Here is a 24,562-nt window from a genome sequence, read left to right on the forward strand (position 1 = left end):
AGGTTGTCCGCAGATCTTGCGTATACCTATTAACCCTGTGGGAGCTGGCTTGCCAGCGATGAGGCCCGGTCTGGCGCCACAATTTCAGGCCTGCCGCGGTGTATTCAGGTTCATCGACCGCACCGCCAACGTCGACGCCGTCTCTTCATCAACCGGCAATGAAAACCTGAACGTCGCGCCACGCCCCGGCACATCGATCAACTGAATCTCAAGCCCATGCAATTGCAGGATGCGATGCACAATCCGCAATCCCAACCCGCCATCGCGCCGCGCACCACCGATGTTGAACGGCCGCAAGAACAACCCTTCACGCAATTCCGGGGCAATCCCCGGTCCTGTATCGCTGACGGTCACTTCGATAAACGACCCTTGCGGGCGCAAGCCAAGTTCGACTTCTCCACCCTGTGGCGTATGGCGCAAAGCGTTGTCGAACAGGTTGGTCAGCACCCGCTCGATCAAACCCAGATCGGCGCAGGCCGCTGAAACGTTTGGCGCGAACGTGGCCTTCAGTTCGACCTGACGCGCTTCGGCGGTGAGTTCGAATTTCTGGAAGATGTCCTGGGCCAGATCGGTCAGGGAAAACCGTTCCAGCACCGGCTGCACAAAACCATGCTCCAGCCGCACCAGTTCCAGCAGCGATTGCGCCAGGCCACCGACCTTGCGGCTCTGATCCAGCGCGATGCCCAGGTAGCGGCGGCGATCGGCAGGCGACAGCGTGGCGTCCTTGAGTGACAGGGTTTCCAGATAACCGTGCAATGAAGCCAGCGGTGTGCGCAGGTCGTGGGAGATGTTCGCCACCAGTTCACGGCGTTCCTGATCCTGGCGGGTCAACGAGCGCCATTGTTCGCCGAGGCGCGCCTGCATCTGCCGGAACGTGGCGTCGAGGATGGCGATTTCGTCGTGGCTGGCGGTTTTTTCCGGGGTGAGGGGCAGGGCCGGGGTCACCGGGACGCCGTCGATGTCGAACTGGCTGACGGTTTCGGTCAAGCGGCGCAACGGCCGGGTGATCAAGGCAAACGCGGTGAGACCGGCAATCAGGCACAGCAGCGCGACCAGCCCGATGGAGAGCAGGGCGGTGTTGAGCGCGGCGCTGGTCGCACCGCGTTCGGCCAGTCGATCATGGTCTTCACCGAGCAGCACCACGTAGAGATAACCGGCCGGTTTGCCGTCGACCTTCAGCGGCGCGGCGCTGAACACCTTGCGTGCATCGACGCTGCGCGGGTCGTCGCCGGGAATCGGTAGCGGGTCACCCCGTAGCAGACGCTGGATCGGTGCCAGGTCAACTTTCTCCCGGCGAATCCGGCCCTCGGGCGCGGCGCTGCCGACAATCTTGCCCTCGGTGTCGAGCAGGTACACCTCGACACTCGGGTTGACCTGCATCAGCTTGCTGAACAGATCACGCACGGCATTGGGCATCAGGCCCTGGGTGTCCATCAGCACCGTGTCGCGGGCGATGTGTTGCGCCAGATCGCGGGACAAGCCTTGCACCACTTCCTGTTCATGCATCTGGTTGGAGCGCACTTGCATCCACGCCGACGTGCCGCAGCACACCAGCAGCAACACGGCGAACACCAGCGACAGGCGCTGCGTCAGGGTCAGCCTCATGGCTGCGGCTCCTCACCGGTGGCAAATTTGTAGCCACGACCCCACACCGTGAGGATGCGCACCGGTTGCGCCGGATCGGCCTCGATCTTGGCGCGCAGGCGATTGATGTGGGTGTTGACCGTGTGCTCATAGCCTTCGTGGCTGTAGCCCCACACGGAATTGAGCAGGTCCATGCGCGAAAACACTTTGCCGGGCTGGCGGGCGAAAAAGTACAGCAAGTCGAACTCCCGGGGCGTGAGGTCCAGGCGCCGACCGTCGAGGGCCACTTCGCGGGTGATCGGGTCGATGGCCAGGCCGTCGATGAGCAGGCTGCCGGCGTCCATCTTCAGGTTGCGCGCCATGGCCTCGACCCGGCGCAGCAGCGCTTTGACCCGCGCCACCAGTTCGAGCATGGAAAACGGCTTGGCCAGGTAGTCGTCGGCCCCCAGTTCGAGGCCGAGAATCCGGTGCACTTCGCTGGAGCGCGCGCTGGTGATGATGATCGGCGTGTAGCGCGCCATGGCCCGGGCACGGCGGCAGATTTCCAGGCCATCGACGCCGGGCAGCATCAGGTCGAGGATCAAGGCGTCCCAGTTGCCTTGCTGCAACAGGCGCATGCCTTCAGTGCCATCGGCACTGTGCACCACCTCGAACTGCTCATCACGCAGATGCAGGCAGATCAGGTCGGCGATGTGCATGTCGTCCTCGACCACGAGGACGCGTTTGGTCTGTTCCATCCTGCTCATCCTTCGGCGCAATGGGGCCATTGTGCGGGTTTTTCACAGCCCGAGTTATCACGAATTGTTTAACTTCCCGTGAGGATTTGGCGATCACCCCAAGCCTAGGCTGTGTTCCATGAAACACCCTGGATTTTTGGAGGCACGCATGTTTTCTCGACGGCAATTTCTTGTAGCAAGCGGCGGGCTGGGGGTTGCAGCCCTGGCGATCGGCCTGTTGCCGAAGTTTTCCACAGGCTCGGCATTGATCAGCGAGGCCGACGCAGCGGAGGTGTTCGAAGTGACCCACAGCGACAGCGAATGGCACGCAATCCTCAGCGACGAGCAGTACGAAATCCTCCGCGAGGAAGGCACCGAGCGCGCCTACAGCAGCCCGCTGAACAACGAACACCGCGACGGCACGTTCGCCTGCGCCGGTTGCGACCTGCCGCTGTTCTCCTCGGCGACCAAGTTCGACAGCCGCACCGGTTGGCCGAGTTTCTGGGCACCGCTGGAAAAGGCTGTGGCCACCCGTCAGGACCGCACCTTCGGCATGGTCCGCGAAGAAGTGCACTGCCGGCGCTGCGGCGGGCATTTGGGCCATGTCTTCGATGACGGCCCGAAACCCACCGGCCTGCGCTACTGCATGAACGGGTTGTCGATGAAGTTCGAGCCCAAGACCGCCTGATCCATTTCACTCACTTTTGAACAGGTAAACGCCATGTGGCTCCTGATCCTCGCCTATCTCGGTGGTGTGCTGACGATTGTCAGCCCGTGCATTCTGCCGGTGCTGCCGTTTGTCTTTGCCCGCACCGGGCAGCCGTTCATGAAGAGTGGTTTGCCGCTGTTGGCGGGGATGGCGCTCACGTTCGCGCTGGTCGCCACGCTGGCGGCGGTGGGTGGCGGTTGGGTGGTGCAGCTCAATCAGTACGGGCGCTGGCTGGCGCTGGTGTTCGTCGCACTGTTCGGCCTGACCCTGATGCTGCCGCAACTGGCCGAGCGCCTGACCCGGCCGTTGGTTGCGGCGGGCAGTCGCCTTTCGGAAGCGGCGGGTGCCGATGCGCGGCCGCGTCCCGGTGCTTCGTTCCTGATCGGCGTAGCCACGGGCTTGCTGTGGGCGCCATGTGCCGGACCGATTCTGGGCCTGTTGCTGACCGGTGCGGCGCTGCAAGGCGCCAGCATCCAAACCACCTTGTTGCTGCTGGCGTACGCTGCCGGTGCGGCGACGTCCCTGGCGTTGGCGTTGCTGTTGGGCGGTAAAGTTTTCACGGCGATGAAGCGTTCGATCGGCGCTGGTGAGTGGGTGCGTCGTGGCTTGGGTGCGGCGATGCTGGCCGGTGTGGCGGCGATTGCGCTGGGGCTGGACACCGGGATTCTGGCGCGGGTTTCGACAGCTTCCACCGGCGGCATCGAGCAAGTGCTGGTGGAACAACTGGCCGGTAAATCTCCGCGTAACAGCGGGGCGATGATGGCGCAAGATCCTGCCACCGAAGGCGCAATGCAAGTGGCTGACAAATCCACGGGCAGCCTGCCGGTCGAAGGTAACCTGCCGCCGTTGGACGGCGCCGTGCAGTGGCTCAATTCGCCACCGCTCGATGCCCAGGCGTTGAAGGGTAAGGTGGTGCTGGTGGATTTCTGGACCTACTCCTGCATCAACTGCCTGCGCTCGCTGCCCTATGTCAAAGCCTGGGCGGAAAAATATCGCGATCAAGGCCTTGTGGTGATCGGCGTGCACGCACCGGAGTTCGCCTTCGAGCGCGACATCAAGAACGTCACCAAAGCCATGAAGGATCTGGGCATCAACTACCCGGTGGCCATCGACAACGAATTCAAGATCTGGCGCGCCTTCAACAACGAATACTGGCCGGCGCACTATTTCGCCGACGCCCAGGGTCGCATCCGGTATCACCATTTTGGCGAAGGCGCGTACGACGAATCAGAGCGGGTCATCCAGCAACTGCTGCGTGAAGCCGGTGCCGCCAAAGTCTCGGACGGGCTGATCAATGCCAAGGCCGACGGCGTGCAAATGGCGCCGGACAGCAACGAAGTGCAATCACCGGAAACCTATGTCGGCTACCAGCGTGCCGAGCATTTCGTGCCGGAAACTGCATTGGTGCCTGACAAGGTCGCCGCCTACAACCCGCCTGCACAACTGGCGCTCAACGACTGGAGCCTGGGCGGCCAATGGCACGTCGGCTCGGAACGCGCCACCGCCAGCGCTGCGGACAGTCGCATCGTCTACCGCTTCCATGCCCGGGATTTGCATCTGGTGCTCGGCCCCGGCGCCGATGGCAAACCGGTGCGCTTCAAGGTGCTGATCGACGGCAAGACCCCGGGCGCTGACCACGGCATGGACGTGGCCCCCGATGGCAGCGGCACCGTGACTGACCAGCGTTTGTATCAATTGGTGCGGCAGAACGGCGGCGTGACTGACCGAACCTTCAGCATCGAGTTTCTTGATCCGGGCGCATCCGCCTACGCCTTTACCTTCGGCTGATTGCCCTTCAAATATTCAGGAGTCCAAATCATGAAAACCCTGTTCACCTGGCGTCGTACGTTGTTGGGGCTGGCTGCTGCCGGTGTCATCAGCCAATGCTCGGCGTTCTCCTTCGGAAGTGCAGAAGAGGCAGTCGTGATTCCGCCGCCGACGCTCGACGAAATCACCCAAGCCCACAGCGAAACCGCAGTCTTTGCCGGCGGTTGCTTCTGGGGCGTCCAAGGGGTGTTTCAACACGTCAAAGGCGTGAAAGATGCCGTCTCCGGTTATGCCGGTGGCGCGGCCAATACGGCGCAGTACGAGCGTGTCAGCAACGGCAATACCGGCCATGCCGAATCGGTCGAAGTGACGTTCGACCCGACTCAGGTCAGCTACGGCACCTTGCTGCAAATCTACTTTTCCGTGGCGCACAACCCGACCGAACTCAACCGTCAGGGGCCGGACACCGGCACGCAATATCGCTCGGCGATTTTCACCAAAAACGCGGAACAGCAAAAAGTCGCCGAGGCCTACATTGCCCAGCTCGACGCCGCCAAATCGTTCAGCAAACCGATCGTGACCAAACTGGAAAGCTACAACGGGTTCTACCCGGCTGAAGAGGAACATCAGGATTTTCTGACCGAACATCCGACTTATCCGTACATCGTGATCAACGATCTGCCAAAAGTGGCACAGCTCAAGCAGCTGTACCCGGATCGCTATCAGGACAAACCGGTGCTGGTGAAGGACGGGATCTAAGGATTTATCCCGAGATCACATTCTTGCCGGCGATTTTCGAGCGATACAGTGCCTGATCGGCTCGCGCCATCAGGCCGGTCTGTTGCTCTTCATCAAAACGCTGGACCACGCCGAAACTCATGGTCACGTGGAAGTCGCCCACGGGCAGCAATTCAGAAAGGCCATGACGGATTTTTTCGGCGAGAGTCCGGGCTTCGGCCAACGAAGTGTTGGGCAGCGTCATGATGAATTCATCGCCGCCCCAACGGGCCAGCAGGTCGCCTTCACGCACGAAGCGTTTGACGCTCTCGACCACCTGCACCAGCGCGGCATCGCCCAAGGCATGGCCGTAGTGATCGTTGATGGTCTTGAAGTCGTCGATGTCCATGGCGATCAGCGACAGTGGCTCGCGAAACCGCTGGGCGCGTTCGCAGGCCTGGGGCAGCACCTGTTCCAGGCGATAGCGATTGGCGATGGCGGTCAGGGTATCGGTTTGTGCCAGTTTGCGGTTTTCTTCGAGTTGCAGCTGCAACTGCTGATTGACTCGGGATAACTCCTGAGTGCGTTCTTCGATTAACGCTTCCAGGGAATGATTGCGCCGTTCGAGTTCTTCGAACAGGCGTCGTTTGTCTTCAATGCTGCGGTGTGCGCCGATCATCCGTGCCACTGAACCGTCGGCATTGCGCGCCAGGATGTGGCCGCGATCTTCGATCCACAGGTAATTGCCGTCCTGCATGCGACAGCGGTACTCGGCCTGATAGCCGGGGGCGCGCTGGCTCAGGTAGTCGTCAAACAGGGCCATTACTCGTGGGTAATCGTCGGGGTGGATGACGTTCTCCCAGGTCAGCACATTGTTGTCCAGGGAGTGCGGCGTATAGCCGAGCATCTCGTACCAGCGCGCCGTGCGGTAGACGAAACCGGTGTTGGCGTTCCAGTCCCAGATGCCGTCGCTGACCAGTTCCAGGATGGTGTGCAGCATGTCGTCATTCATGTCAGCCGCGTTGAACTTCAACGGCTCGATATTCGATGCCTCACCCATCTGTGCTCTCCCTGTCACTGAATCATCAGCCCGCAGATTAGTGCATGGCGCATTCCGCCTGCTAGTGCTTGCCCCACTTCTGCACGGCGAAGTCGACGAAACGACGCAATTTCGGCAGGCGGTAGCGATCCTGAGCGTAAACCAGGTGCATCGGCCGGCTGGGCGGGCAGAAATCGGGCATCAATGCCAACAGTTTTCCGTCCCGCAGATCCTGTTCGACCAGCGCATCGGGCATCATCACGATGCCCATGCCGGTCAGCGCCGCTTGATGCAGCCCGGCCGAGCTGTTGATCAGCATCGGCCCGCTGACCCCCACGCTGACTTCGCCGTCAGGTCCGGCCAGCCGCCACTCCTTTTGCACCGATTGCCAGTCATCCCCGGCCGGATAGGCGAAGGACAGACAGTCGTGGTGCCGCAGATCTTCAGGTGTTTGCGGTGTGCCGCGACGGGCCAGATATTCAGGGGATGCGCACATGGTCAGGGTGTAGTCGATCAGCGGGCGGGCGATCAGGTTGGAGGGTTCCAGTGCGCCGAGACGAAACGCCACATCCAGACCGTTTTCCATCAGGTCCGGGCGACGGTTGGTCAGCACCACGTCGAGTTTCACTCGCGGGTTTTGCAGGCTGAATTCGCTCAGTGCCGGCGCCAGGCGCTCGGTGCCGAAGGTCAAGGGGGCGGTGATGCGCAAGTTGCCGCTCGGTTCGTCGAGTGCCTGTTCGGCCAGACGTTCGGAGTCCGCCACCAGTCCCAACACTTCCAGGCAGCGCTGGTAATAGGCGCTGCCGAACTCCGTCAGACGCTGGCGCCGCGTCGTGCGATTGAGCAGGCGTACACCCAAGCGTTGCTCCAGCGCCTTGAGGTGGTTGCCGACCATGGTCGTGGACATTTCGCACTGCGAAGCGGCGGCCGTCATGCTGCCGGCCTCTACCACTTTCACGTAAACGCTCATTGCCTGGAACAAATCCATTATCAAGCCCGACTTTAAAATGATTGAAGTGTTGCAGCGTTTATCCAACTCAGGTGGCTAACCATACTGCAAAAACACCGACAATTGATGGAGCTTGATGTCATGACCGGCGCCTGCCTGATGAGCACTTACCAACCGCTGGCCTTGAGTTTCAACAAGGGCCTGGGCACGCGCCTGTGGGATCAGGCCGGTCGCGAATACCTGGACGCGGTGGCCGGTGTGGCGGTGACCAATGTCGGCCACTCCCATCCGAAAATCGTTGCCGCCATTACTGAGCAGGCCGGGTTGCTGCTGCACACGTCGAACCTCTACAGCATCGACTGGCAACAGCAACTGGCGCAGAAACTCACTCAGTTGTCGGGCATGGACCGGGCGTTCTTCAACAACTCCGGAGCCGAGGCCAACGAAACAGCACTGAAAATCGCCCGGTTGTACGGTTGGCACAAAGGCATCGAGCAGCCGTTGGTAGTGGTCATGGAAAACGCCTTCCACGGTCGCACCCTCGGCACTTTGTCCGCCAGCGACGGCCCGGCCGTGCGCCTGGGCTTCAATAAATTGCCGGGCGACTTCATCAAGGTGCCGTTTGGTGATCTCAAGGCTTTGGACAAAATCCGGCAATCCCACGGCTCGCGCATCGTCGCGATCCTGATGGAACCGATCCAGGGCGAAAGCGGCGTGCAACTGGCGCCACCCGGCTATCTCAAAGCGCTGCGCGATCTGTGCAACCGGAACGCATGGTTGCTGATGCTCGACGAAATCCAGACCGGCATCGGCCGCACGGGCCAGTGGTTCGCGTTCCAGCACGAAGGCATCGTCCCGGACGTCATGACCCTGGCCAAAGGCCTGGGCAACGGCGTGCCCATCGGCGCCTGCCTGGCCCGAGGCAAAGCCGCCGAACTCTTCACCCCCGGCAGCCACGGCAGCACCTTCGGCGGCAACCCGCTGGCCTGCCGGGTCGGCTGCACCGTGCTGGATATTGTCGAAGAACAAGGCCTGTTGGAAAACGCCCGGTTTCAGGGCGAGCGGTTGCTGGAAAGATTGCGCATGGAATTGGCTGACAATTCAAATGTGCTGGCGATACGCGGACAGGGCCTGATGATCGGCATCGAACTCAAACAACCGATCCGCGACCTGAGCCTGATCGCCGCCCGGGATCATGGGTTACTGATCAATGTCACGCGGGGGCAGATCATTCGGCTGCTGCCGCCACTGACGATTGATGAGCGGGAGGTGGGGATGATTGTCAGGGGATTGAGTCGGGCGATTTCTCAGTAGTGGTATCTGCACAGTACGACACGCACCTCACCGTTCTCGATTGAGTAAACCAATCGATGTTCAGCCGTAATTCGTCGTGACCAACAGCCGCTCAGATTGTGTTTGAGCGGCTCTGGTTTTCCCAGACCGCTAAAGGGCTCTCGCTGGATGGCCTTGATTAGCAGGTTGATTCGTTTGAGTCCGGCCTTATCGTTTTGCTGGAACGAGAGATAGTCATCCCAGCCTTCAGGAGTGAACTCGATTTTCATTCTTCGATAAGTTGCCTGGCTTTGGTTTTTCCGGCGCGCAGGTTGCCGAGGGACTTGATCAAACGTTCGGCATTGGCAGGGGAACGGAGCAGGTAGGCGGTCTCTTCCAGAGCGTTGTATTCCGCCAGCGACATCATCACCACTGGCTCACCTTTTTGGCGGGTGACCAGCAGTGGGGTGCGGTCTTCATTGACGCGATCCATGGTGTCAGCCAAGTGCGCGCGGGCGGTGGTGTAATTGATGGTGTGCATGCTGTAATCCTCGCTCAATGCAAGGAACGTACAGAAATGGGTACAGGTTGACAAGGCGATACCTCTGAATGGTCGTTGTGCAATTGGCGCATCAACGTTTGTTCTGAGTATCGTCTAAACCCCTTCGGGACGTTTCCGTGAACGATGTAGTCCTTATCTGATAAAGCATTGTGTAGATCAATTAATCGGCGAATCGCATTGCATGGACGAAGTCTGCGATTCCAACCCGGTCCAGCAACTGAACCTTGGAGCCGGTAAACCCTTCAAACAACCGCCGATGCGCCGCAAAGCCACTCGACCCATCACGCGTTCGATAGCTACCGGCCCACTCCAGCAACGAAATCAATCGCTCGTCGTCCTTGGTTTCCCGCTGACGAATATTGGCGACGCAAACCTCATCTTCAACGCTTAGCCAGACCAGCGCTGTCGCCCTGTGGATAACTTCGCTGACGATCCAGCCGTAAACTCCTTCGATCACCCAACTGGGTTCATCGGCCGCGATCCGCGCCATGCCCAGGGCCTCGGCGCGGGGGCGGGAAATGCTGTGTTCGTCGGATAGCCAGTGAATCCGGTCGAGATCGGTCCAGGGTACTTGCAGTTGTTCGGCCAGCCTTTGCGCCAGCCAGCTCTTGCCGGAGCCGGAGTTGCCGATGATCAGGGTTCGGGTGAGGTCCATATCGAGTTGCCTCTGCCTGTGTGCCCGACGCGGATAACTGTGGGAGCGAGCTTGCTCGCGATAGCAATCTAACAGTCACTCTAGCGGTGTCAGTCATGCCCTCATCGCGAGCAAGCTCGCTCCCACAGGTTTTTGCGGTCACTCGTCGATTTCAGGAGGGACCATTCGCGTCTTCGGCGAGCCATTCGAGTTGTGCTGAAAGATATCCTGCGGCTGTCCTTTCTCATTGAAAAACACCTGGCCAATCCCCGCCGAATTCCACAACCGCTCACCCGCTTCAGCATGCTCCGGAACATGCGGCACGATGCGCATGCGCCGACGTTTGGTCAGCCAGTTCAGCGGCGAGCGTGGCGAATAGAGCCAGCGGTTGAGGCGGTCGAACCATTCCAGCAGCGCTGGCGGGAATTCGTTCTTGATGCCGCTGCTGGTGATCTGCCAGATGCGCGGCCCGGCCTTGCGGTGGCGGATCAGCACTTCGTAGACGAAGGAGTAATGCACATCGCCCGACAGCACCACGTAATTACCCGGCGTGCGTGAATGGCGGAAAATGTTCAGGATCACCTGCGCCGCGCCACGATGGGCCATCCAGTTTTCGGCATCGACCAACAGTGGATAACCGAACCAGCTGAACACCTTTTGCACGGTTTCGATCAGCTTTACGCCGAACACCGGCGCGGGCGAAACGATGATCGCCGACGGATGATCCAGCAGCTCATGTTGCAGTTCGCTGAGGGCTTCCCAGTCGAGCAGGCCGGAAGGCTGCTTGAGGTTCATCTCGCTGCGCCAGCGCCGCGTGCGGGTGTCGAGCACCACCATGGCCGGCGTGGTGGGCAGCACGTAATGCCAGTGCTGGAACCGCAACAGCTCATCGATCAACCCGTCCTGCACGTCGCTGTCGAGATATCGGTCGTGCCCGGTGGCGCTGAAGGCGCGGGCCTTTTCCAGAACATCACCGAAGGCATCCGGGTTGTTGCCCCAGCCCTGGCACAGCATGTAGGCGATCAGCGCATTGCCGATGATGCGTTTGGAGAACGGATGGCCGTAGGCCGTTTCCTCCCATTGCGCGGAAAGATTCCAGTCATCGGTAATGTCGTGATCGTCGAAAATCATCAGCGTCGGCACGTGCGCCAGCGCTCGCGCGACGTTGCCGAGACCGGCCTTGAAACCGTCGATGCGCGTCTGCTCCAGCGCATAACGCTCACGTCGTTCCTTGATCAGCTTTGGCGGTTTTGGCGCGATCAGCGTCCAGGGCGTTGGCGACCAGACCAGCAAGTACATCGCCATGACTTCGGCAAACGTCACCAAGTGATTGTCGGCGCTGCTGCTGGTGAAAATCGGCTTGCGCGCCCCACCGAAGAAGCGATCACGCAGGGTTTCGTTGCTTTTCAATGCCGGCAGCAAATCGGCGCGGTGGTAGTAGCAGGCGGCGTGGCCGTACAGCGCGGCACTGTCGGTGACCACTGCGCCTTCAAGGTGTTCTTCGAACAGGCCCAGACGTTCGATCAAGGCATGAATCGCCCGCAGAGTCGGCCCGGCTACGTCATCGGCATACACCTGATCGCCGCTCATCATCAGCAGCGCCGGGCGATCCTTGGCTTGGTGTTCTTGCGCCAACAAGTTATCCACACACAGCAAACCGTCGGTCGCCGGGTGATGAGGCTTGCGGCAGGAACCGTGCAGCAGTTGATCGATGCGTGAGCGCAGGACGAAATTCGGGCAACCCGCCTCGCCATACAGCAGATGCGGCGCCCAATCGGCGATGCCCATGCCATCGATCAGCAAGTCGTAATCGATCCGGGTATCCGAGGGCAGGGCAACATCCAGTTGCACATCAATCAAGTGCACAAACGCATGGCTGCCCACCGCAATGACCGTGCACTGCCGTTCATCAAGGCGAATGTCGGCGAGATCCTGCAAGCGCAACGTCAGCTCCAGTGCCTGGGACCCCACCAGCCACATCACCAGCCGCGTTGGCTCCAGGCGCCGCAGCAGCGGGCCGGCCAATACCGGTGGCAGGGAAGGGTGATCGTCGGGCAGTGGCAGCGTTGCGGACATCCGGGTTCTAGACTCTTGGGGCGCAGAGGCGGGGGATGATAGCGCAGGTGACGACGAGACAGGCTAATGTGAGCCCGCCACGCCTTTTCAATCAGGCATCGATCAGAAGTGAGGTCACATGAACAAAATCATCCTGCCAGCACTGGCCATTTTCCTGCTGGCCCAGTCCCCGGCCCATGCCATCAACGACAAGTACCGTAAGCAACTGGAGAAGTCCGGGTGCACCCAGGTGAGTGAGTTACAGGGCTGTGATATCCACAAGACCAAGGCCGAAAACGCCAAGGCAGGCTTCACCAACCCGGCAGCACCTGCCGCTGGCGAAAAAACCAAAGCGCCGAGCACTGACACAAAAGAAGGAGCCGCCCCGCCTGTCACCAAATGAAAAGCCATTGTCGTCTGATGAGAAGCGTCCCGACAGGCCTCGTCCTACAGTCCAATCAGCGCAATTCGATGCAACACGCCCATATTGCAGATTGGAGAATAAGAAAAAATGGCCAAAGCCGTACGCTTCTACGAAACCGGTGGTCCCGAAGTTCTACGTTATGAGGACGTCGAAGTCGGCGAGCCCGGCCCCGGCCAGGTCCGTCTGCGTCATGTGGCGGTCGGCCTGAACTATGCCGACACCTACTTCCGCAATGGCACCTACCCGATCCCGATGCCTAACGGCATGGGCGTCGAAGCCTCCGGCGTGGTCCAGGCCATCGGCGAAGGCGTGACCAACGTCCAGGTGGGGGATCGCGTCACGTACACCGGTTTTCTCAACACCCTCGGCGCCTACAGCACCGAACGCCTGATCCCGGCCGCGCCGCTGATCAAGCTGCCGGAAACCATCAGCTTCGAAACCGCTGCCGCCATGACCATGCGCGGCCTGACGTCTTCGTACCTGATGCGCCGCATCTACGACTTCAAGGCTGGCGACAGCATCCTGCTGCATGCCGCCGCTGGCGGTGTCGGCCTGATCGTTTCGCAATGGTCCAAGCTGCTGGGCCTGAACGTGATCGGCACGGTATCGACCGAGCAAAAGGCTGAAATCGCCCGGGCTCACGGTTGCGACCACACGATCAACTACAGCCATGAAGACGTCGCCGCACGCGTTCGAGAATTGACCGACGGCGTGGGCGTCAACGTGGTGTTCGACAGCGTTGGCAAGAACACTTTCATGGGCTCGCTGGATTCACTGAAACCCCGTGGCCTGATGGTTTGCGTGGGCACCGCGTCGGGGCCGATCCCGGCGTTCGACCCGGTGATGCTGGCGATGAAAGGTTCGCTGTACCTGACCCGTCCGGCCCTGGCCAACTACATCAGCGACCCGGCCGAAAAAGCCGAGCTGGCCGGTGAGTTGTTCGACCACGTCGGCAGCGGCCGCATCAAGATCGAGATCAACCAGCACTACGCCTTGCAGGATGCGGTGCAGGCCCATCGCGACCTTGAGTCACGCAAGACCACCGGCTCGTCGATCTTCGTCATTTAAGGAGCTGCCAGCCATGAAAGTCGAACAATTGACCTGCAGCATTGGCGCCGAACTGATTGGCGTCAACCTGGCTGACGCGGTGCATGACGACGGTCTGTTTGCCGAGATCCGTGCCCAGTTGCTCAAGCACCGCGTGGTGTTCCTGCGCGATCAGGACATCACCCGCGCCGAACACGTGGCCTTCGCCCGGCGCTTCGGCGAGCTGGAAGATCACCCGGTAGCCGGTAGCGATCCGGAGCATCCGGGGCTGGTGCAAATCTACAAGCGTCCGGACCAGCCGATGGACCGCTATGAAAACGCCTGGCACACCGATGCCACCTGGCGCGAAGCCCCGCCGATGGGCTGCGTGCTGCGTTGCGTGGAGTGCCCGCCGGTGGGCGGCGACACCATGTGGGCCAACATGGTCCAGGCCTACGCGAACCTGCCCGAAGACGTGAAGCTGAAGATCGCCGACCTGCGCGCTCGCCACAGTATCGAAGCGAGTTTTGGTGCGGCCATGCCGATTGAAAAACGCCTGGCGCTCAAGGCGATGTACCCGGACGCCGAGCACCCGGTGGTGCGCACACACCCGGAAACCGGCGAGAAGGTGCTGTTCGTCAACGCCTTCACCACGCACTTCAGCAATTACCACACCCCTGACCGGGTGCGCTTCGGCCAGGACGCCAATCCTGGTGCGAGCGAGTTGCTGCGTTACCTGATCAGCCAGGCATACATCCCTGAGTATCAGGTGCGCTGGCGCTGGAAGCCCAACAGCATCGCCATCTGGGACAACCGCAGCACCCAGCACTACGCCGTCATGGATTACCCGCCGTGCCATCGCAAGATGGAGCGCGCCGGGATCATCGGCGACAAGACTTACTGATCCAACGCCTCTGCATTCGCTCTCGTAAACACGCCTGCCCGGCGCGACCCCGGGTGGGCGGAATAATCATAAGAACTGGCATAAGAACTGGAGTAACCCATGCAATTCTTCGACGATTCCCTGCACCCGGAAAACATGGAAAAGGTAGTCATTACCGTGGCCCCGTACGGCCCGGAATGGATGCCGGAAGATTTCCCGGAAGACATCCCGCTGACCATGGACGAGCAAGTCCAGAAAGCAGTCGATTGCTATGAAGCCGGCGCCACCGTATTGCACTTGCACGTGCGTGAACTGGACGGCAAGGGCTCCAAGCGCCTGTCGAAATTCAACGAGCTGATCGCCGGTGTGCGTGAAGCCGTACCGGACATGATCATCCAGGTCGGCGGTTCGATTTCCTTCGCCCCGGAAAGCGACGGTGAAGCGGCCAAGTGGCTGTCGGACGACACTCGCCACATGCTGGCCGAGCTGACGCCTAAACCGGATCAGGTGACGGTGGCGATCAACACCACGCAAATGAACATCATGGAGCTGCTGTATCCGGAGTACCTCAAAGGCACTTCTCTGGATAACCCGATGATCCACGCCGCCTACAGCGAAATGACCGTACCGGCAGGGCCAGCCTGGGTGGCCGAACACCTCAAGCGCCTGATGGACAACGGCATCCAGCCGCACTTCCAGCTGACCGGCATGCACGCCCTGGAAACCCTCGAGCGCCTGGTGCGCCGTGGCATTTACAAAGGCCCGCTGAACCTGACCTGGATCGGCATCGGCGGCGGTTTCGACGGTCCGAACCCGTTCAACTTCTTCAACTTCATCCACCGCGCGCCGGATGGTTGCACCCTGACCTCCGAGTCGCTGCTGAAGAACGTCATGCCGTTCAACACCATGTCGATGGCCATGGGCATGCACCCGCGTGTGGGCAACGAAGACACTATCATTGATCACAAGGGCGATCGCTTCGGCTCGGTGGCGCAAATCCAGCAAACCGTGCGCATTGCCCACGAACTGGGTCGTGAAATCGCCACCGGCAAAGAAGCCCGCGAGATCTACCGCATCGGTGTGCAGTACGAAACGATCGAGGAAACCCTGTTGGCTAACGGCATGGCCCCCAACCGCAAGGCTGGGCAGAAAGGCGTGCCGCAACGCGGCTGACCGACACGGCGAGCGAGCGGCCGTGACCGCTCGTTCGCCGCACTGCTACACGCTTGATAACAACAATAAATAAAAGCTTTGAGGAGGCTGCATGGCCTTTCACCCAATCGCCGACGACGATGACTCCGGTGGAGTTGTTGTTGCGCGTAAATATGCCTGGATCGTCTTCGCCCTGACGTTCGGCCTGTTGATTTCCGATTACATGTCGCGCCAGGTGCTGAACGCAGTGTTCCCGCTGCTGAAAAGCGAGTGGGCACTGAGCGACGGCCAACTCGGATTGCTTAGCGGCATCGTCGCTTTGATGGTCGGGCTGCTGACGTTTCCCCTGTCGCTGATGGCCGACCGTTTTGGCCGGGTCAAGAGCCTGGCGCTGATGGCGATGCTCTGGAGTCTCGCGACCCTGGGTTGCGCGTTGGCCCAGGACTACCAGCAGATGTTCATCGCCCGCTTCATGGTCGGCGTCGGCGAGGCGGCCTACGGCAGCGTCGGCATCGCGGTGGTGATTTCGGTGTTCCCGAAACACATGCGCGCGACCCTGGCCAGTGCCTTCATGGCCGGCGGAATGTTCGGTTCGGTGTTGGGCATGGCCTTGGGCGGTGCGATTGCCGCGAAGCTGGGCTGGCGCTGGTCGTTTGCCGGCATGTCGTTGTTTGGCCTGTGCCTGGCGGTGCTTTATCCGCTCATCGTCAAGGAAGCACGCATCGCCCCGCAGCGTGCGGCCAAGGCTGTGGCAACGGTCAAGCGTCCACTGCGCACCTTGTGGTCCAGTCGTTCGGTGGTCGCTACTTACGTCGCCAGCGGCTTGCAACTGTTTGTCGGCGGCACGGTGATGGTGTGGATTCCCAGCTACCTCAACCGCTATTACGAAATGCCCACCGACAAGGCGGGCGGCATGGCGGCGATCATCGTGTTGTGCAGCGGCGCGGGGATGATCCTGTGCGGCATGCTCAGCGATCGGCTGTGCCGTCACTCGCCGGAACGCAAGGTCAGCCTGGCTATCGGCTTTTGCCTGGGCAGCTGTCTGCTCTTGTCGGCGGCATTTGCCTTGCAGGCGGGGCCGTTGCAACTGGCGCTGATTTGCCTGGGCATGTTGATCGCCACCGGCACCACCGGCCCGTGCGGTGCGATGGTCGCCAACCTGACGCATTACTCGGTCCACGGCACGGCGTTCGCCACGCTGACCCTGGCCAACAACATGCTGGGGCTGGCGCCGGGGCCGTTCATCACTGGCCGGGTGTCCGACCTGATCGGTTTGCATGCTGCTTTTCAACTGGTGCCACTGGTCAGCCTCGCGGCGGCAGCGGTGTTCTTTTATGCCAAGTGTCATTACCACAAAGATATTGCCCGTCTTCAGGGTCAGAGCGTTTCTGAGCCTGTGAGCGAAGCCGGGATCGAGGTGAAGTTGTGAGTCGTCGTTTACGTATTGATGTGTTTTTCGATTTTATCTGCCCGTGGTGTCTGATCGGCAAACGCCAACTGGAGCATGCGCAGGTGCAGTTTCGCAGTCGTCACCCGGACGTGCAGATCACCACGGCGTGGCACGGTGTGCAATTGCTGCCGCAGTTGCCGTTGGAGGGCGAGCCCTTCGCCGATTTCTACCGCAAGCGCCTGGGCAATGCCGACGCCATGACCATGCGTCAGGCTCAGGTGCAAGAGGCTGCGAGGGCCGTGGGATTGAGCATCGACCTCAGCCGCATCGAGACGATGCCCAACACCGCAGACGCCCATCGTTTGTTCGAGCGTGTCGGCGAACTGGGCAATGTTGCCCAGCGTGAAATGTTGCTCGAACGCCTGTTCGCCGCGTATTTCCAGCGACGCGAAAACCTCGGTTGCCGTGAAACCTTGCTCGCCATTGCCCGCGCTTGCGGCATCGACCCGGACACTGTGGTCGATTGCCTGAAGGGCGACGCTACAGCGTTTGATGGATTCCCCGGTGCGACCAGCGGCGTACCGAGCTTTCAGTTCGACCGCCGCATGACGGTGATCGGCGCACAGCCGGCCCAGGCGCTGCTCGGGGCCATGAACGAAGCCCTCAGGGAAAGCGAGCGCGAGCGGCAGCCGGCATGACCCGGCGCATTCCCGTACCTGCCGGTAAATACCCGCAGGCCGGTGGTCGTGCGCTGTTCGAATTCGAAGACAAAAGCCTGGCGTTGTTCAACGTCGACGGGCAGCTGTTTGCCATCGACGACAGCTGTCCGCATCAAGGTGCTTCGCTGTGTGGCGGGCGGCTTGAGGGGCGGGTGATCCAGTGTCTCGCCCATGGTTTGCGCTTCGATCTGCGCAGCGGTTTTCTGCTCAATTCCACGCTGGTCAAAGTCAACAGCTACCCGGTCGAGATCATCGACGACCAGGCGTTTATCGTCATCACTTGCGAGGAGTCCGCGCCATGAGCGCCATCGCTCTCACCCGCATCCACAGTCGCACGCGCGAACTGGCTCCGGGGTTTATCGTCAGCCTGATCGTCGCGGCCGCCGCGTCGTTTTTGTCCGAGCACTACGGTGCGCCGGTCATGCTGTTTGCCTTGCTGCTGGGCATGGCCCTGAACTTTCTCGCCGATGACGGCCCGTGCAAGGCCGGGGTCGAATTCACCGCGCGCACGGTGCTGCGCATCGGCGTGGCGCTGCTGGGGATGCGCATCACCCTGGAGCAAATGGCCGCGATGGGCTGGAAGCCGATTGCGCTGGTGGTGATTCTGGTGGTGGTGACCATTGGCGTATCGGTGATTGCAGCGAAGGCGCTGGGTTTTCAGCGCTTGTTCGGCATGTTGACGGGCGGGGCGACGGCGATTTGTGGCGCTTCGGCAGCGTTAGCGTTGGCGGCGGCGCTGCCGAACCATCCGCAGAAAGAGCGGGCGACGTTGTTCACGGTGATTGGTGTTTCGGCGCTGTCGACGATGGCCATGATTGTCTATCCGATGATTGCCAACTGGTTGGAGTTGTCGCCGCAGGTGGCGGGGGTATTCCTCGGCGCGACCATTCACGACGTGGCCCAGGTCGTTGGCGCCGGTTACAGCATGTCCACCGAAACCGGCGACACGGCCACCGTCGTGAAGCTGATGCGCGTCGCCATGTTGCTGCCAGTGATCGTCACGGCGGCGATGATCACCCGCATGCAAGGCGCCGATCCGACCGGCAAACGTCCGCCATTGTTGCCGTGGTTCGCCGTCGGATTCCTGATCCTGGCGTGTATCAACAGCACCGGATGGATTGCCCCGGCAGTGCAGGGCTCGATCAACGAACTGTCGCGCTGGTGCCTGGTGATTTCCATTAGTGCGCTGGGCATGAAGACGCGCTTGCGCGAGCTGGCAGCAGTGGGGATCAAGCCGATTCTGCTGATGGTAGGGGAGACCGTATTCCTCGTCGTGCTGGTGCTGCTGTTGCTGCGCTGGGGTTTCTAGCCATCACACAAAACCTGTGGGAGCGAGCTTGCTCGCGATAGCGGTCTGATATTCAGCATTGATGTCGGCTGACACTCCGTCATCGCGAGCAAGCTCGCTCCTACATGGGATTGCGTTTTTTTGCCGTCAGGACGGTTTCTGTTTCTGCGCCCGCCATGTCGCCGGTGGCATACCGAACTGGCTGATGAACCACCGGGTAAACGAACTCGCCATCGAGTAGCCGAGCATATCGGCAATCCGGCTCAGCGAGTAGTTCGGGTTATCCAGATAACGCAGCACCAGATCGCGGCGCACATCATTGATCACGTCATTGAACGCACAACCATCGTCCTTGAGGCGACGCTGCAACGTGCGCACGTTCATCCCCTGGCTCTGGGCGACTTGCTCGATGGTGGCGCGGCCCATGGGCAGCAGCAGGTAGATCGCCTTGCGCACTTCGAACAGCATCGAGGTGCCTTGATTACTTTGCAGCGAGTCGAGGTAACTTTGCGCGTAGCGGGCCATGGCCGGGTCGGCGTTGGGGTTGGTCATGTCGAGGCTGGCGTCGGAGCAGACGATGCCATTGAACTCGCTGCCGAACTCCAGGGTGCAGCCGAACAGCCGGCGATGCAGCTGCAAATTGTCCGGTGCCTGGTGCATGAAGTTGACGCTGTAGGGATGCCAATGCGAGCCGAGCAGCGCCGCGCACAAGCGAAACATCACGCCGATGGCCAACTCGGTGGCCTGACGGCTAGGCATCGGCGTTTCGGTCACCACCTCTTCACGAATGATCACCATCTTGCCGGCCTCTTCGATGAAGATCGCCAGCGAGTCGTTCATCAAGTGCCGGTAATGCACCACCACCTGTAAAGCATCGCGCAACGTGCGCTGATGGCTGAGCAACAGGCTGACCACGCCAAAATCCGAGAGCTGGCGCGACTCGGCCATGCTCAAGCCGAAGGTCTGGCAACCGCTGGCGGCGGCCGAGTCTTCCAGCAAACGCACGGCGGAATCGATGGGAATGCGGTGTTCGGGAGCCAGCAATTGAGCCCTGCTCAAACCGACGGCGGCCAATGCATCGCGCGGGTTGAAGCCCAGATACTGGGTGACCTCCAGGTAGTTGGTCAGTACAGCGGCGCGAACAAGCTTGGACATGCGTGGGTCTTCCCTGGGCCGATGGCGAATGGCATGAGCGAGGCGACTATATCCAGCGCATCGCCTGTTGAACAGTTGTCTTGTCGTCGATGGATTTCACGCTGGCCGCTGCCGAATCAGCGCAGCTGGCGGGAGTGATCCAGCCTCATCCGTTGATTACAGTGACCCTGCGCCAACCTGCGGGGTTTTTCGACCAGCGGTCACGGCGATGAAGTGTCGGACAATTTGTCATCAAAAGAAAAGTGCCTGACGTCCAATGTAAAGCACCCCCGCTGGCCGCTCTTTAATGTCGACCCTACAAAAAGCCCCTGGCGAAAACAGCCAGTCGAGTTATCGAGAAAGCGAAGGTGTTGACCGTGGACAAATTGCAAACTGCCGCCACCGTTCTGATCGTACCGGGCCTGCGCGAGCACGTCGCCGAACATTGGCAAACGTTGCTTGAAGCCAGGCTCGCCAAGGTACGCAGTGTCCCGCCACTGGAGACCGACAAGCTCGACTGCGCTGCTCGCGTGCGGGCGATCCAGCATGAACTGGAGCAGATCGACGGGCCGGTGATTCTGGTTGCCCACAGCGCCGGTGTGTTGATGGTCGCGCACTGGGCGGCGCAGTACAGCCACCCGATCAAGGGCGCTTTGCTGGCCGCGCCACCGGATCTCGATGCGGTCTGGCCGCCAAACGATCCGTCTTCTGAAACCCTGCGCAGCCAGGGCTGGAATCCGCTGCCGCAAGGTCCGCTGCCATTTCGCAGCATCGTGGCCGGCAGCACCAACGATCACCTGGCCAGTCTTTCCGCCGTGTCCCGCATGGCTGAAAACTGGGGCGCCGAATTGCTCGATCTGGGCGAAGTCGGCCATCTCAATCCGGCCGCAGGATTTGGCCACTGGGCGCAAGCCGAGGCGCTGATCCTGCAGCTGGACCGCTAATACAGGAACCGGCAGGCATTACGCCAACCGGTATTTGCCCTCACTCCTGAAACGTTGACCCGAAGAGGTCCGCGAGAGGGCGGCTGCGCTTAAAACAAATACAAAAAGGCGGAGACAACGCAATGCACAACAACAAGAGTCACGGGTTCACCGCTTCACGCTACACCTTGCTGGCCTCGGCCATTCTCGCGGCAACGGTGCCGATGGCCCATGCGGCGGAGATCGAGACGGGTAACCCGGACTGGACCGTTCGCCTGGATAACACCGTGAAGTACAACTACGGCGTGCGTACCGAAAGCGCCGACAAGCGCATGTTGGCCACGCCGAACAACAACGATGGCGATTACAACTTCCGCAAGTCCGGCACCAACATCACCAACCGCGTCGACCTGTTGACCGAGATGGACGTGGTCTATCAAAACCACATGGGCTTTCGCGTCAGCGCCGCCAGCTGGTACGACAAGGCTTACGAAAACGCTGGCTCCAATTCCAACCCGTTCGTCAACGGCAACGGTTCGACTTCGGGCCTGATCGCCAACGATCCGCGTCTGGCGGGCGTCACCAATGACAACGTCGGCACCGGCAGCCCGCACCTGAGCAACTATGCCCAGCGCTACTACACCGGCCCGTCCGGCGAAATCCTCGACGCCTTCGTGTTCTACAGCACCGAAATTGGCGAAGAATCGATACTCAGCGTCAAGGCCGGCCAGCACAACGTGTTCTGGGGCGAGACCATTCTTAACCCGGTGCATTCGGTCAGTTACGGTCAGTCCGGTCTCGATCTGGCCAAGCTCGCGGCGTCGCCGGGCACTGAAGCCAAAGAGCTGTTTGTCCCGCGCAACCAGCTGTCGATGTCGTTCACCGTCAACCCGGAATTGACCGTCGGCGCCCAGTACTTCCTTGATTGGGATGAAGCGCGTTTGCCGGAGGCCGGAACCTATTACGGCGGTTCCGACCTGGTCGGTTTCGGCGCCCAGTCGTTCCTGCTCGGCAACACCAACGCCGTGGTTCCGGGCAGTCCGCTGGGTTGTGGCCTGGCGCCGTGCAACGGCTTGACCAACGTGCGTCGCGGCCATGACCTGACGCCGGACAAGCGCGGCGACTGGGGCGTCATGGCCAAGTGGTCACCCGCGTGGCTGGACGGCACCCTCGGCGTTTACTACCGCGAAACCTCGGAAATCCTGCCGCAAGCCTGGCTCGATGCTCGCGGTCTGTCCTCGGCCAACGCCAACGGCACCCGCCCGGCCGGGCAAGTGCCTGCCGTGATCAACACCCTCAACTCGTTGAGCACCGCCACCTATCAAATGGCCTATGCCGACAACATCAAGATCGTCGGCCTGAGCCTGTCCAAGGACGTCGGCGGGGTCAGCGTCGGTTCGGACCTGAACATTCGCCACAACATGCCGCTGGCCAGTATTCCGGCGATTGTCAGCACCAACAGTCCGCTGGGTCTGGGCCAAGGGCTTGGCTTGCTGCCGGCGCGCACCGCCGCCACCGGCGTGATCTACGACACCCCGGAAAAAGGCGACAGCATGGCCGCCACCGGCGACACCTTGCACTGGACGCTCAATGGCCTGATGACCATTGCCGATACGCCACTGTTCGATTCCGCGACCCTGCTTGGCGAGTTGTACTACAGCAACCTGCTCAAGCTCGATAGCAAGAACGAGGCGCTCTACAAAGGCAAGGACAGCTATCGCGGCATCGACGCGCCGACCCGGGACAACTGGGGCATCGCGGTCAACTTCACACCGACCTGGTACCAGGTGTTTCCCGGTGTCGACCTCAACGCGCCGATGTCCGTCAACGTCGGTCTCGACGGCGTGTCACCGGTCTCCGGTGGCGGTGCCAAAGACACCGGCAACTACGCCGTCGGCCTCGGGGCCGTTGTGTACAACAAATACTTTGTCGACCTGAAGTACGTGGACTCTTTCGGCAAGACCGACAAGTGCAACGTCAGCGGCACAAGCACCGGCCCGACCGGTGGCGACGGCTCCACGCCGAACGCCTTCAGCGGCAACGAAAACTACGCCTGTTACGCCGGTGGCTACTCGGCCTTCTCCGGTGGCGGTGCAACGACTGAGGACCGTGGCGCCGTGTACCTGACGATGAAAACCACTTTTTGATTCACCACTGATTTGCTCAATGCAAGCAGGAGAATAACAACATGAAATTCGCACAAACCGTGTTGGCCGCTTCGCTGGCCATGGTCCTCGCCGCGCAGGCGCAGGCCGCTGTTTCACCTCAGGACGTTGCCAAACTCGGCAGCAGCCTGACGCTGGTGGGCGCCGAAAAGGCCGGGAACGCTGATGGTTCCATCCCCGCCTACAACGGTGGCCTGACCACGCCGCCGGCCAGTTTCAAGGCCGGCGACAGCATGCGTCCGGACCCGTTCGCCAACGAAAAACCACTGTTGGTGATCGACGGCAAAAACGTCGATCAGTACAAGAACATGCTCAGCGCCACCACGGTGGAACTGGCCAAGCGCTTCCCGACTTTTCGTGTCGATGTGTTCCCGACTCACCGCACCGTCTCGCTGCCCCAGGCCGTGCTGGATAACGGTGTGAAAAACGCCAGCGGCGCCAAGTCGCTCGAAGGTGGGCTGGCCATCGAAAACGTGCTGCCGGGCGTCCCATTCCCGATTCCGCAGTCGGGCAATGAAGCGATGTGGAACTTCCTGTTGCGCTATCAGGGCGTGAGCATCAACTCCAAGTACGACTCGTGGAACGTCGACTCTGCGGGTGTGCCAAGCCTGGCGATCACCGGGCAGGCATTCATTTCCTACCCGATCTACGAAAACCTGGCGCAGCCGATCAGCAGCGCCGACGTGTACTACCAGATGAAGCTGTCCTACACCGGCCCTGCGCGCCGGGCCGGGGAAGCGATCATGCTCAAGGATGCGGCCAACCCGTTGCAGCAGCCACGCCGCGCCTGGCAATACCTGCCGGGCCAGCGTCGAGTGAAACTGGCGCCGAACCTGGCCTACGACACGCCGAACCCGGGCACCGCCGGCGCGGGCACCTACGATGACGTGTTCGTATTCAACGGTGCGCTGGATCGCTACGACTGGAAGCTGGTGGGCAAGCAGGAAATGATCGTGCCCTACAACACCTACAAACTGACCTACGTCCAGGATCCGAAATCGCTGACCAGCGCCAACCACCTCGCGCCAGACTTCGTGCGTTGGGAAAAACACCGCGTGTGGGTCGTCGAAGGCACCCTCAAGTCCGGTGCGCGCCACATCTACGCCAAGCGCCGCTTCTACCTCGACGAAGACAGCTGGACCGCTCTGGCCTCGGATCAATACGACGCCCGTGGCCAGCTCTATCGCGGCTCCTTCGCCTTCCTCAGCCAGAGCTATGACAAGCAGGTGCCGGACTCCACGCCGTTCATGATCTACGACCTGGTCGGCGGCACCTACAACATCAACGGTGTGGTCGGCCCGTATGGCGGCATCAAGTACATCGACCCGCTCTCCAAGGCGCAGTGGTCGTCGGAATCCCTGGCCGGCGCCGGTATTCGCTAAGCCAACCGCAAAAACGCCCGCTCGATTCACGGCTCACGAGGCGGTGGGAACGAGCGGGCGCCAGGTTTCAAC

24 protein-coding genes are annotated in these 24,562 nt (G+C 61.1%); 15 read left to right on the forward strand and 9 right to left on the reverse strand.

Annotated features, from left to right (window positions below):
* Positions 1-84: 84 nt before the first annotated feature.
* On the reverse strand, positions 85-1,605 hold the full coding sequence (locus ACW9JC_RS03915; RefSeq protein ID WP_457453703.1) for a HAMP domain-containing sensor histidine kinase: 1,521 nt from the start codon (positions 1,603-1,605) through the stop codon (positions 85-87).
* Positions 1,602-2,321: a response regulator transcription factor gene (locus ACW9JC_RS03920; RefSeq protein WP_457453705.1), complete on the reverse strand. Its 720-nt coding sequence runs from the start codon at positions 2,319-2,321 to the stop codon at positions 1,602-1,604. Before ACW9JC_RS03920 ends, ACW9JC_RS03915 begins: the two co-directional genes overlap by 4 nt.
* 148 nt (positions 2,322-2,469) lie before the next feature.
* Here ACW9JC_RS03920 and msrB point away from each other — a divergent pair, with 148 nt between their 5' ends.
* From msrB to msrA, 3 genes are read left to right on the forward strand one after another with little or no spacing between them, the layout of a single operon-like run.
* Positions 2,470-2,988 carry a peptide-methionine (R)-S-oxide reductase MsrB gene (gene msrB, locus ACW9JC_RS03925; protein ID WP_457453707.1) on the forward strand — a complete coding sequence of 173 codons (519 nt, stop codon included), beginning with the start codon at positions 2,470-2,472 and terminating at the stop codon, positions 2,986-2,988.
* Positions 2,989-3,021: 33 nt separating this feature from the next.
* A complete protein-coding gene (locus ACW9JC_RS03930) occupies positions 3,022-4,797 on the forward strand; it encodes a cytochrome c biogenesis protein DipZ (protein WP_457453709.1) in 1,776 nt (591 codons plus the stop codon).
* A gap of 30 nt (positions 4,798-4,827) precedes the next feature.
* Entirely contained in the window at positions 4,828-5,535 is a 708-nt protein-coding gene (gene msrA / locus ACW9JC_RS03935) for a peptide-methionine (S)-S-oxide reductase MsrA (RefSeq protein WP_448106395.1), read from the forward strand.
* Between the two features lie 4 nt (positions 5,536-5,539).
* Here msrA and ACW9JC_RS03940 read toward each other — a convergent pair whose 3' ends face one another.
* Both ACW9JC_RS03940 and ACW9JC_RS03945 read right to left on the reverse strand, forming a co-directional pair.
* Entirely contained in the window at positions 5,540-6,553 is a 1,014-nt protein-coding gene (locus tag ACW9JC_RS03940; protein WP_457453711.1) for a sensor domain-containing diguanylate cyclase, read from the reverse strand.
* A gap of 61 nt (positions 6,554-6,614) precedes the next feature.
* Positions 6,615-7,520, reverse strand: coding sequence for a LysR family transcriptional regulator (locus ACW9JC_RS03945; protein WP_457453713.1), 906 nt, complete (start codon positions 7,518-7,520; stop codon positions 6,615-6,617).
* A 102-nt stretch (positions 7,521-7,622) separates the two neighbouring features.
* On the opposite strand from ACW9JC_RS03945, the gene ACW9JC_RS03950 reads away from it, so the two are divergent.
* Entirely contained in the window at positions 7,623-8,795 is a 1,173-nt protein-coding gene (locus ACW9JC_RS03950; RefSeq protein ID WP_457453715.1) for an acetylornithine/succinylornithine family transaminase, read from the forward strand.
* Here ACW9JC_RS03950 and ACW9JC_RS03955 read toward each other — a convergent pair.
* The 4 genes from ACW9JC_RS03955 to ACW9JC_RS03970 all read right to left on the reverse strand — a co-directional run bounded on the left by ACW9JC_RS03955 (position 8,789) and on the right by ACW9JC_RS03970 (position 12,025).
* On the reverse strand, positions 8,789-9,043 hold the full coding sequence (locus ACW9JC_RS03955) for a Txe/YoeB family addiction module toxin (RefSeq protein ID WP_457453716.1): 255 nt from the start codon (positions 9,041-9,043) through the stop codon (positions 8,789-8,791). The two genes, ACW9JC_RS03950 and ACW9JC_RS03955, sit on opposite strands and share 7 nt — an antisense overlap.
* Positions 9,040-9,294 (reverse strand): type II toxin-antitoxin system prevent-host-death family antitoxin, encoded by a 255-nt coding sequence (locus ACW9JC_RS03960; RefSeq protein WP_457453718.1) that lies wholly within the window; start codon positions 9,292-9,294, stop codon positions 9,040-9,042. The genes ACW9JC_RS03955 and ACW9JC_RS03960 overlap by 4 nt, the downstream gene beginning before the upstream one ends.
* 181 nt (positions 9,295-9,475) lie before the next feature.
* Complete coding sequence (locus tag ACW9JC_RS03965) at positions 9,476-9,970, reverse strand: adenylate kinase (RefSeq protein ID WP_457453719.1); 495 nt, start codon at positions 9,968-9,970, stop codon at positions 9,476-9,478.
* Between the two features lie 138 nt (positions 9,971-10,108).
* Positions 10,109-12,025: an alkaline phosphatase D family protein gene (locus ACW9JC_RS03970; RefSeq protein WP_457453721.1), complete on the reverse strand. Its 1,917-nt coding sequence runs from the start codon at positions 12,023-12,025 to the stop codon at positions 10,109-10,111.
* 118 nt (positions 12,026-12,143) lie between these two features.
* Between ACW9JC_RS03970 and ACW9JC_RS03975 the strand changes: the two genes are divergently transcribed.
* The 8 genes from ACW9JC_RS03975 to ACW9JC_RS04010 all read left to right on the forward strand — a co-directional run bounded on the left by ACW9JC_RS03975 (position 12,144) and on the right by ACW9JC_RS04010 (position 18,907).
* Positions 12,144-12,407, forward strand: coding sequence for a hypothetical protein (locus tag ACW9JC_RS03975; RefSeq protein ID WP_457453723.1), 264 nt, complete (start codon positions 12,144-12,146; stop codon positions 12,405-12,407).
* A gap of 108 nt (positions 12,408-12,515) precedes the next feature.
* The gene (locus tag ACW9JC_RS03980; protein WP_457453724.1) at positions 12,516-13,496 is read left to right on the forward strand and encodes a quinone oxidoreductase family protein; all 981 of its coding nucleotides are present in this window, start codon (positions 12,516-12,518) and stop codon (positions 13,494-13,496) included.
* 13 nt (positions 13,497-13,509) lie between these two features.
* A complete protein-coding gene (locus tag ACW9JC_RS03985) occupies positions 13,510-14,358 on the forward strand; it encodes a TauD/TfdA dioxygenase family protein (RefSeq protein ID WP_457453726.1) in 849 nt (282 codons plus the stop codon).
* 99 nt (positions 14,359-14,457) lie between these two features.
* On the forward strand, positions 14,458-15,510 hold the full coding sequence (locus tag ACW9JC_RS03990; RefSeq protein WP_338584858.1) for a BKACE family enzyme: 1,053 nt from the start codon (positions 14,458-14,460) through the stop codon (positions 15,508-15,510).
* Between the two features lie 91 nt (positions 15,511-15,601).
* Positions 15,602-16,918: an MFS transporter gene (locus ACW9JC_RS03995; RefSeq protein ID WP_457453728.1), complete on the forward strand. Its 1,317-nt coding sequence runs from the start codon at positions 15,602-15,604 to the stop codon at positions 16,916-16,918.
* Positions 16,915-17,577, forward strand: a complete 663-nt coding sequence (locus tag ACW9JC_RS04000) for a DsbA family oxidoreductase (RefSeq protein WP_457453729.1) — start codon at positions 16,915-16,917, stop codon at positions 17,575-17,577. Before ACW9JC_RS03995 ends, ACW9JC_RS04000 begins: the two co-directional genes overlap by 4 nt.
* Positions 17,574-17,900: a Rieske (2Fe-2S) protein gene (locus ACW9JC_RS04005; protein WP_150701912.1), complete on the forward strand. Its 327-nt coding sequence runs from the start codon at positions 17,574-17,576 to the stop codon at positions 17,898-17,900. The genes ACW9JC_RS04000 and ACW9JC_RS04005 overlap by 4 nt, the downstream gene beginning before the upstream one ends.
* Positions 17,897-18,907 (forward strand): YeiH family protein, encoded by a 1,011-nt coding sequence (locus ACW9JC_RS04010; protein ID WP_457453730.1) that lies wholly within the window; start codon positions 17,897-17,899, stop codon positions 18,905-18,907. The genes ACW9JC_RS04005 and ACW9JC_RS04010 overlap by 4 nt, the downstream gene beginning before the upstream one ends.
* 126 nt (positions 18,908-19,033) lie before the next feature.
* Here the strand turns inward: ACW9JC_RS04010 and ACW9JC_RS04015 are convergent, their stop codons facing one another.
* The gene (locus tag ACW9JC_RS04015) at positions 19,034-20,041 is read right to left on the reverse strand and encodes an AraC family transcriptional regulator (RefSeq protein WP_457453732.1); all 1,008 of its coding nucleotides are present in this window, start codon (positions 20,039-20,041) and stop codon (positions 19,034-19,036) included.
* A 356-nt stretch (positions 20,042-20,397) separates the two neighbouring features.
* Between ACW9JC_RS04015 and ACW9JC_RS04020 the strand changes: the two genes are divergently transcribed.
* The 3 genes from ACW9JC_RS04020 (at position 20,398) to ACW9JC_RS04030 (ending at position 24,490) form a co-directional block, all read left to right on the forward strand.
* Positions 20,398-20,964, forward strand: coding sequence for an RBBP9/YdeN family alpha/beta hydrolase (locus tag ACW9JC_RS04020; protein WP_457453734.1), 567 nt, complete (start codon positions 20,398-20,400; stop codon positions 20,962-20,964).
* Positions 20,965-21,086: 122 nt separating this feature from the next.
* Positions 21,087-23,090, forward strand: a complete 2,004-nt coding sequence (locus tag ACW9JC_RS04025) for a DUF1302 domain-containing protein (RefSeq protein ID WP_457453735.1) — start codon at positions 21,087-21,089, stop codon at positions 23,088-23,090.
* A 41-nt stretch (positions 23,091-23,131) separates the two neighbouring features.
* Positions 23,132-24,490, forward strand: a complete 1,359-nt coding sequence (locus tag ACW9JC_RS04030; RefSeq protein WP_457453736.1) for a DUF1329 domain-containing protein — start codon at positions 23,132-23,134, stop codon at positions 24,488-24,490.
* Positions 24,491-24,562: the final 72 nt, after the last annotated feature.

The sequence above is a fragment of the Pseudomonas sp. SDO5591_S426 genome (assembly GCF_054070755.1).

Coding starts and splice junctions, on each gene's coding strand:
- ACW9JC_RS03915 (WP_457453703.1), bottom strand. CDS start 1,605: ATGAGGCTGACCCTGACGCAGCGCCTGTCGCTGGTGTTCGCCGTGTTG.
- ACW9JC_RS03920 (WP_457453705.1), bottom strand. CDS start 2,321: ATGGAACAGACCAAACGCGTCCTCGTGGTCGAGGACGACATGCACATC.
- msrB (WP_457453707.1), top strand. CDS start 2,470: ATGTTTTCTCGACGGCAATTTCTTGTAGCAAGCGGCGGGCTGGGGGTT.
- ACW9JC_RS03930 (WP_457453709.1), top strand. CDS start 3,022: ATGTGGCTCCTGATCCTCGCCTATCTCGGTGGTGTGCTGACGATTGTC.
- msrA (WP_448106395.1), top strand. CDS start 4,828: ATGAAAACCCTGTTCACCTGGCGTCGTACGTTGTTGGGGCTGGCTGCT.
- ACW9JC_RS03940 (WP_457453711.1), bottom strand. CDS start 6,553: ATGGGTGAGGCATCGAATATCGAGCCGTTGAAGTTCAACGCGGCTGAC.
- ACW9JC_RS03945 (WP_457453713.1), bottom strand. CDS start 7,520: ATGGATTTGTTCCAGGCAATGAGCGTTTACGTGAAAGTGGTAGAGGCC.
- ACW9JC_RS03950 (WP_457453715.1), top strand. CDS start 7,623: ATGACCGGCGCCTGCCTGATGAGCACTTACCAACCGCTGGCCTTGAGT.
- ACW9JC_RS03955 (WP_457453716.1), bottom strand. CDS start 9,043: ATGAAAATCGAGTTCACTCCTGAAGGCTGGGATGACTATCTCTCGTTC.
- ACW9JC_RS03960 (WP_457453718.1), bottom strand. CDS start 9,294: ATGCACACCATCAATTACACCACCGCCCGCGCGCACTTGGCTGACACC.
- ACW9JC_RS03965 (WP_457453719.1), bottom strand. CDS start 9,970: ATGGACCTCACCCGAACCCTGATCATCGGCAACTCCGGCTCCGGCAAG.
- ACW9JC_RS03970 (WP_457453721.1), bottom strand. CDS start 12,025: ATGTCCGCAACGCTGCCACTGCCCGACGATCACCCTTCCCTGCCACCG.
- ACW9JC_RS03975 (WP_457453723.1), top strand. CDS start 12,144: ATGAACAAAATCATCCTGCCAGCACTGGCCATTTTCCTGCTGGCCCAG.
- ACW9JC_RS03980 (WP_457453724.1), top strand. CDS start 12,516: ATGGCCAAAGCCGTACGCTTCTACGAAACCGGTGGTCCCGAAGTTCTA.
- ACW9JC_RS03985 (WP_457453726.1), top strand. CDS start 13,510: ATGAAAGTCGAACAATTGACCTGCAGCATTGGCGCCGAACTGATTGGC.
- ACW9JC_RS03990 (WP_338584858.1), top strand. CDS start 14,458: ATGCAATTCTTCGACGATTCCCTGCACCCGGAAAACATGGAAAAGGTA.
- ACW9JC_RS03995 (WP_457453728.1), top strand. CDS start 15,602: ATGGCCTTTCACCCAATCGCCGACGACGATGACTCCGGTGGAGTTGTT.
- ACW9JC_RS04005 (WP_150701912.1), top strand. CDS start 17,574: ATGACCCGGCGCATTCCCGTACCTGCCGGTAAATACCCGCAGGCCGGT.
- ACW9JC_RS04010 (WP_457453730.1), top strand. CDS start 17,897: ATGAGCGCCATCGCTCTCACCCGCATCCACAGTCGCACGCGCGAACTG.
- ACW9JC_RS04015 (WP_457453732.1), bottom strand. CDS start 20,041: ATGTCCAAGCTTGTTCGCGCCGCTGTACTGACCAACTACCTGGAGGTC.
- ACW9JC_RS04025 (WP_457453735.1), top strand. CDS start 21,087: ATGCACAACAACAAGAGTCACGGGTTCACCGCTTCACGCTACACCTTG.
- ACW9JC_RS04030 (WP_457453736.1), top strand. CDS start 23,132: ATGAAATTCGCACAAACCGTGTTGGCCGCTTCGCTGGCCATGGTCCTC.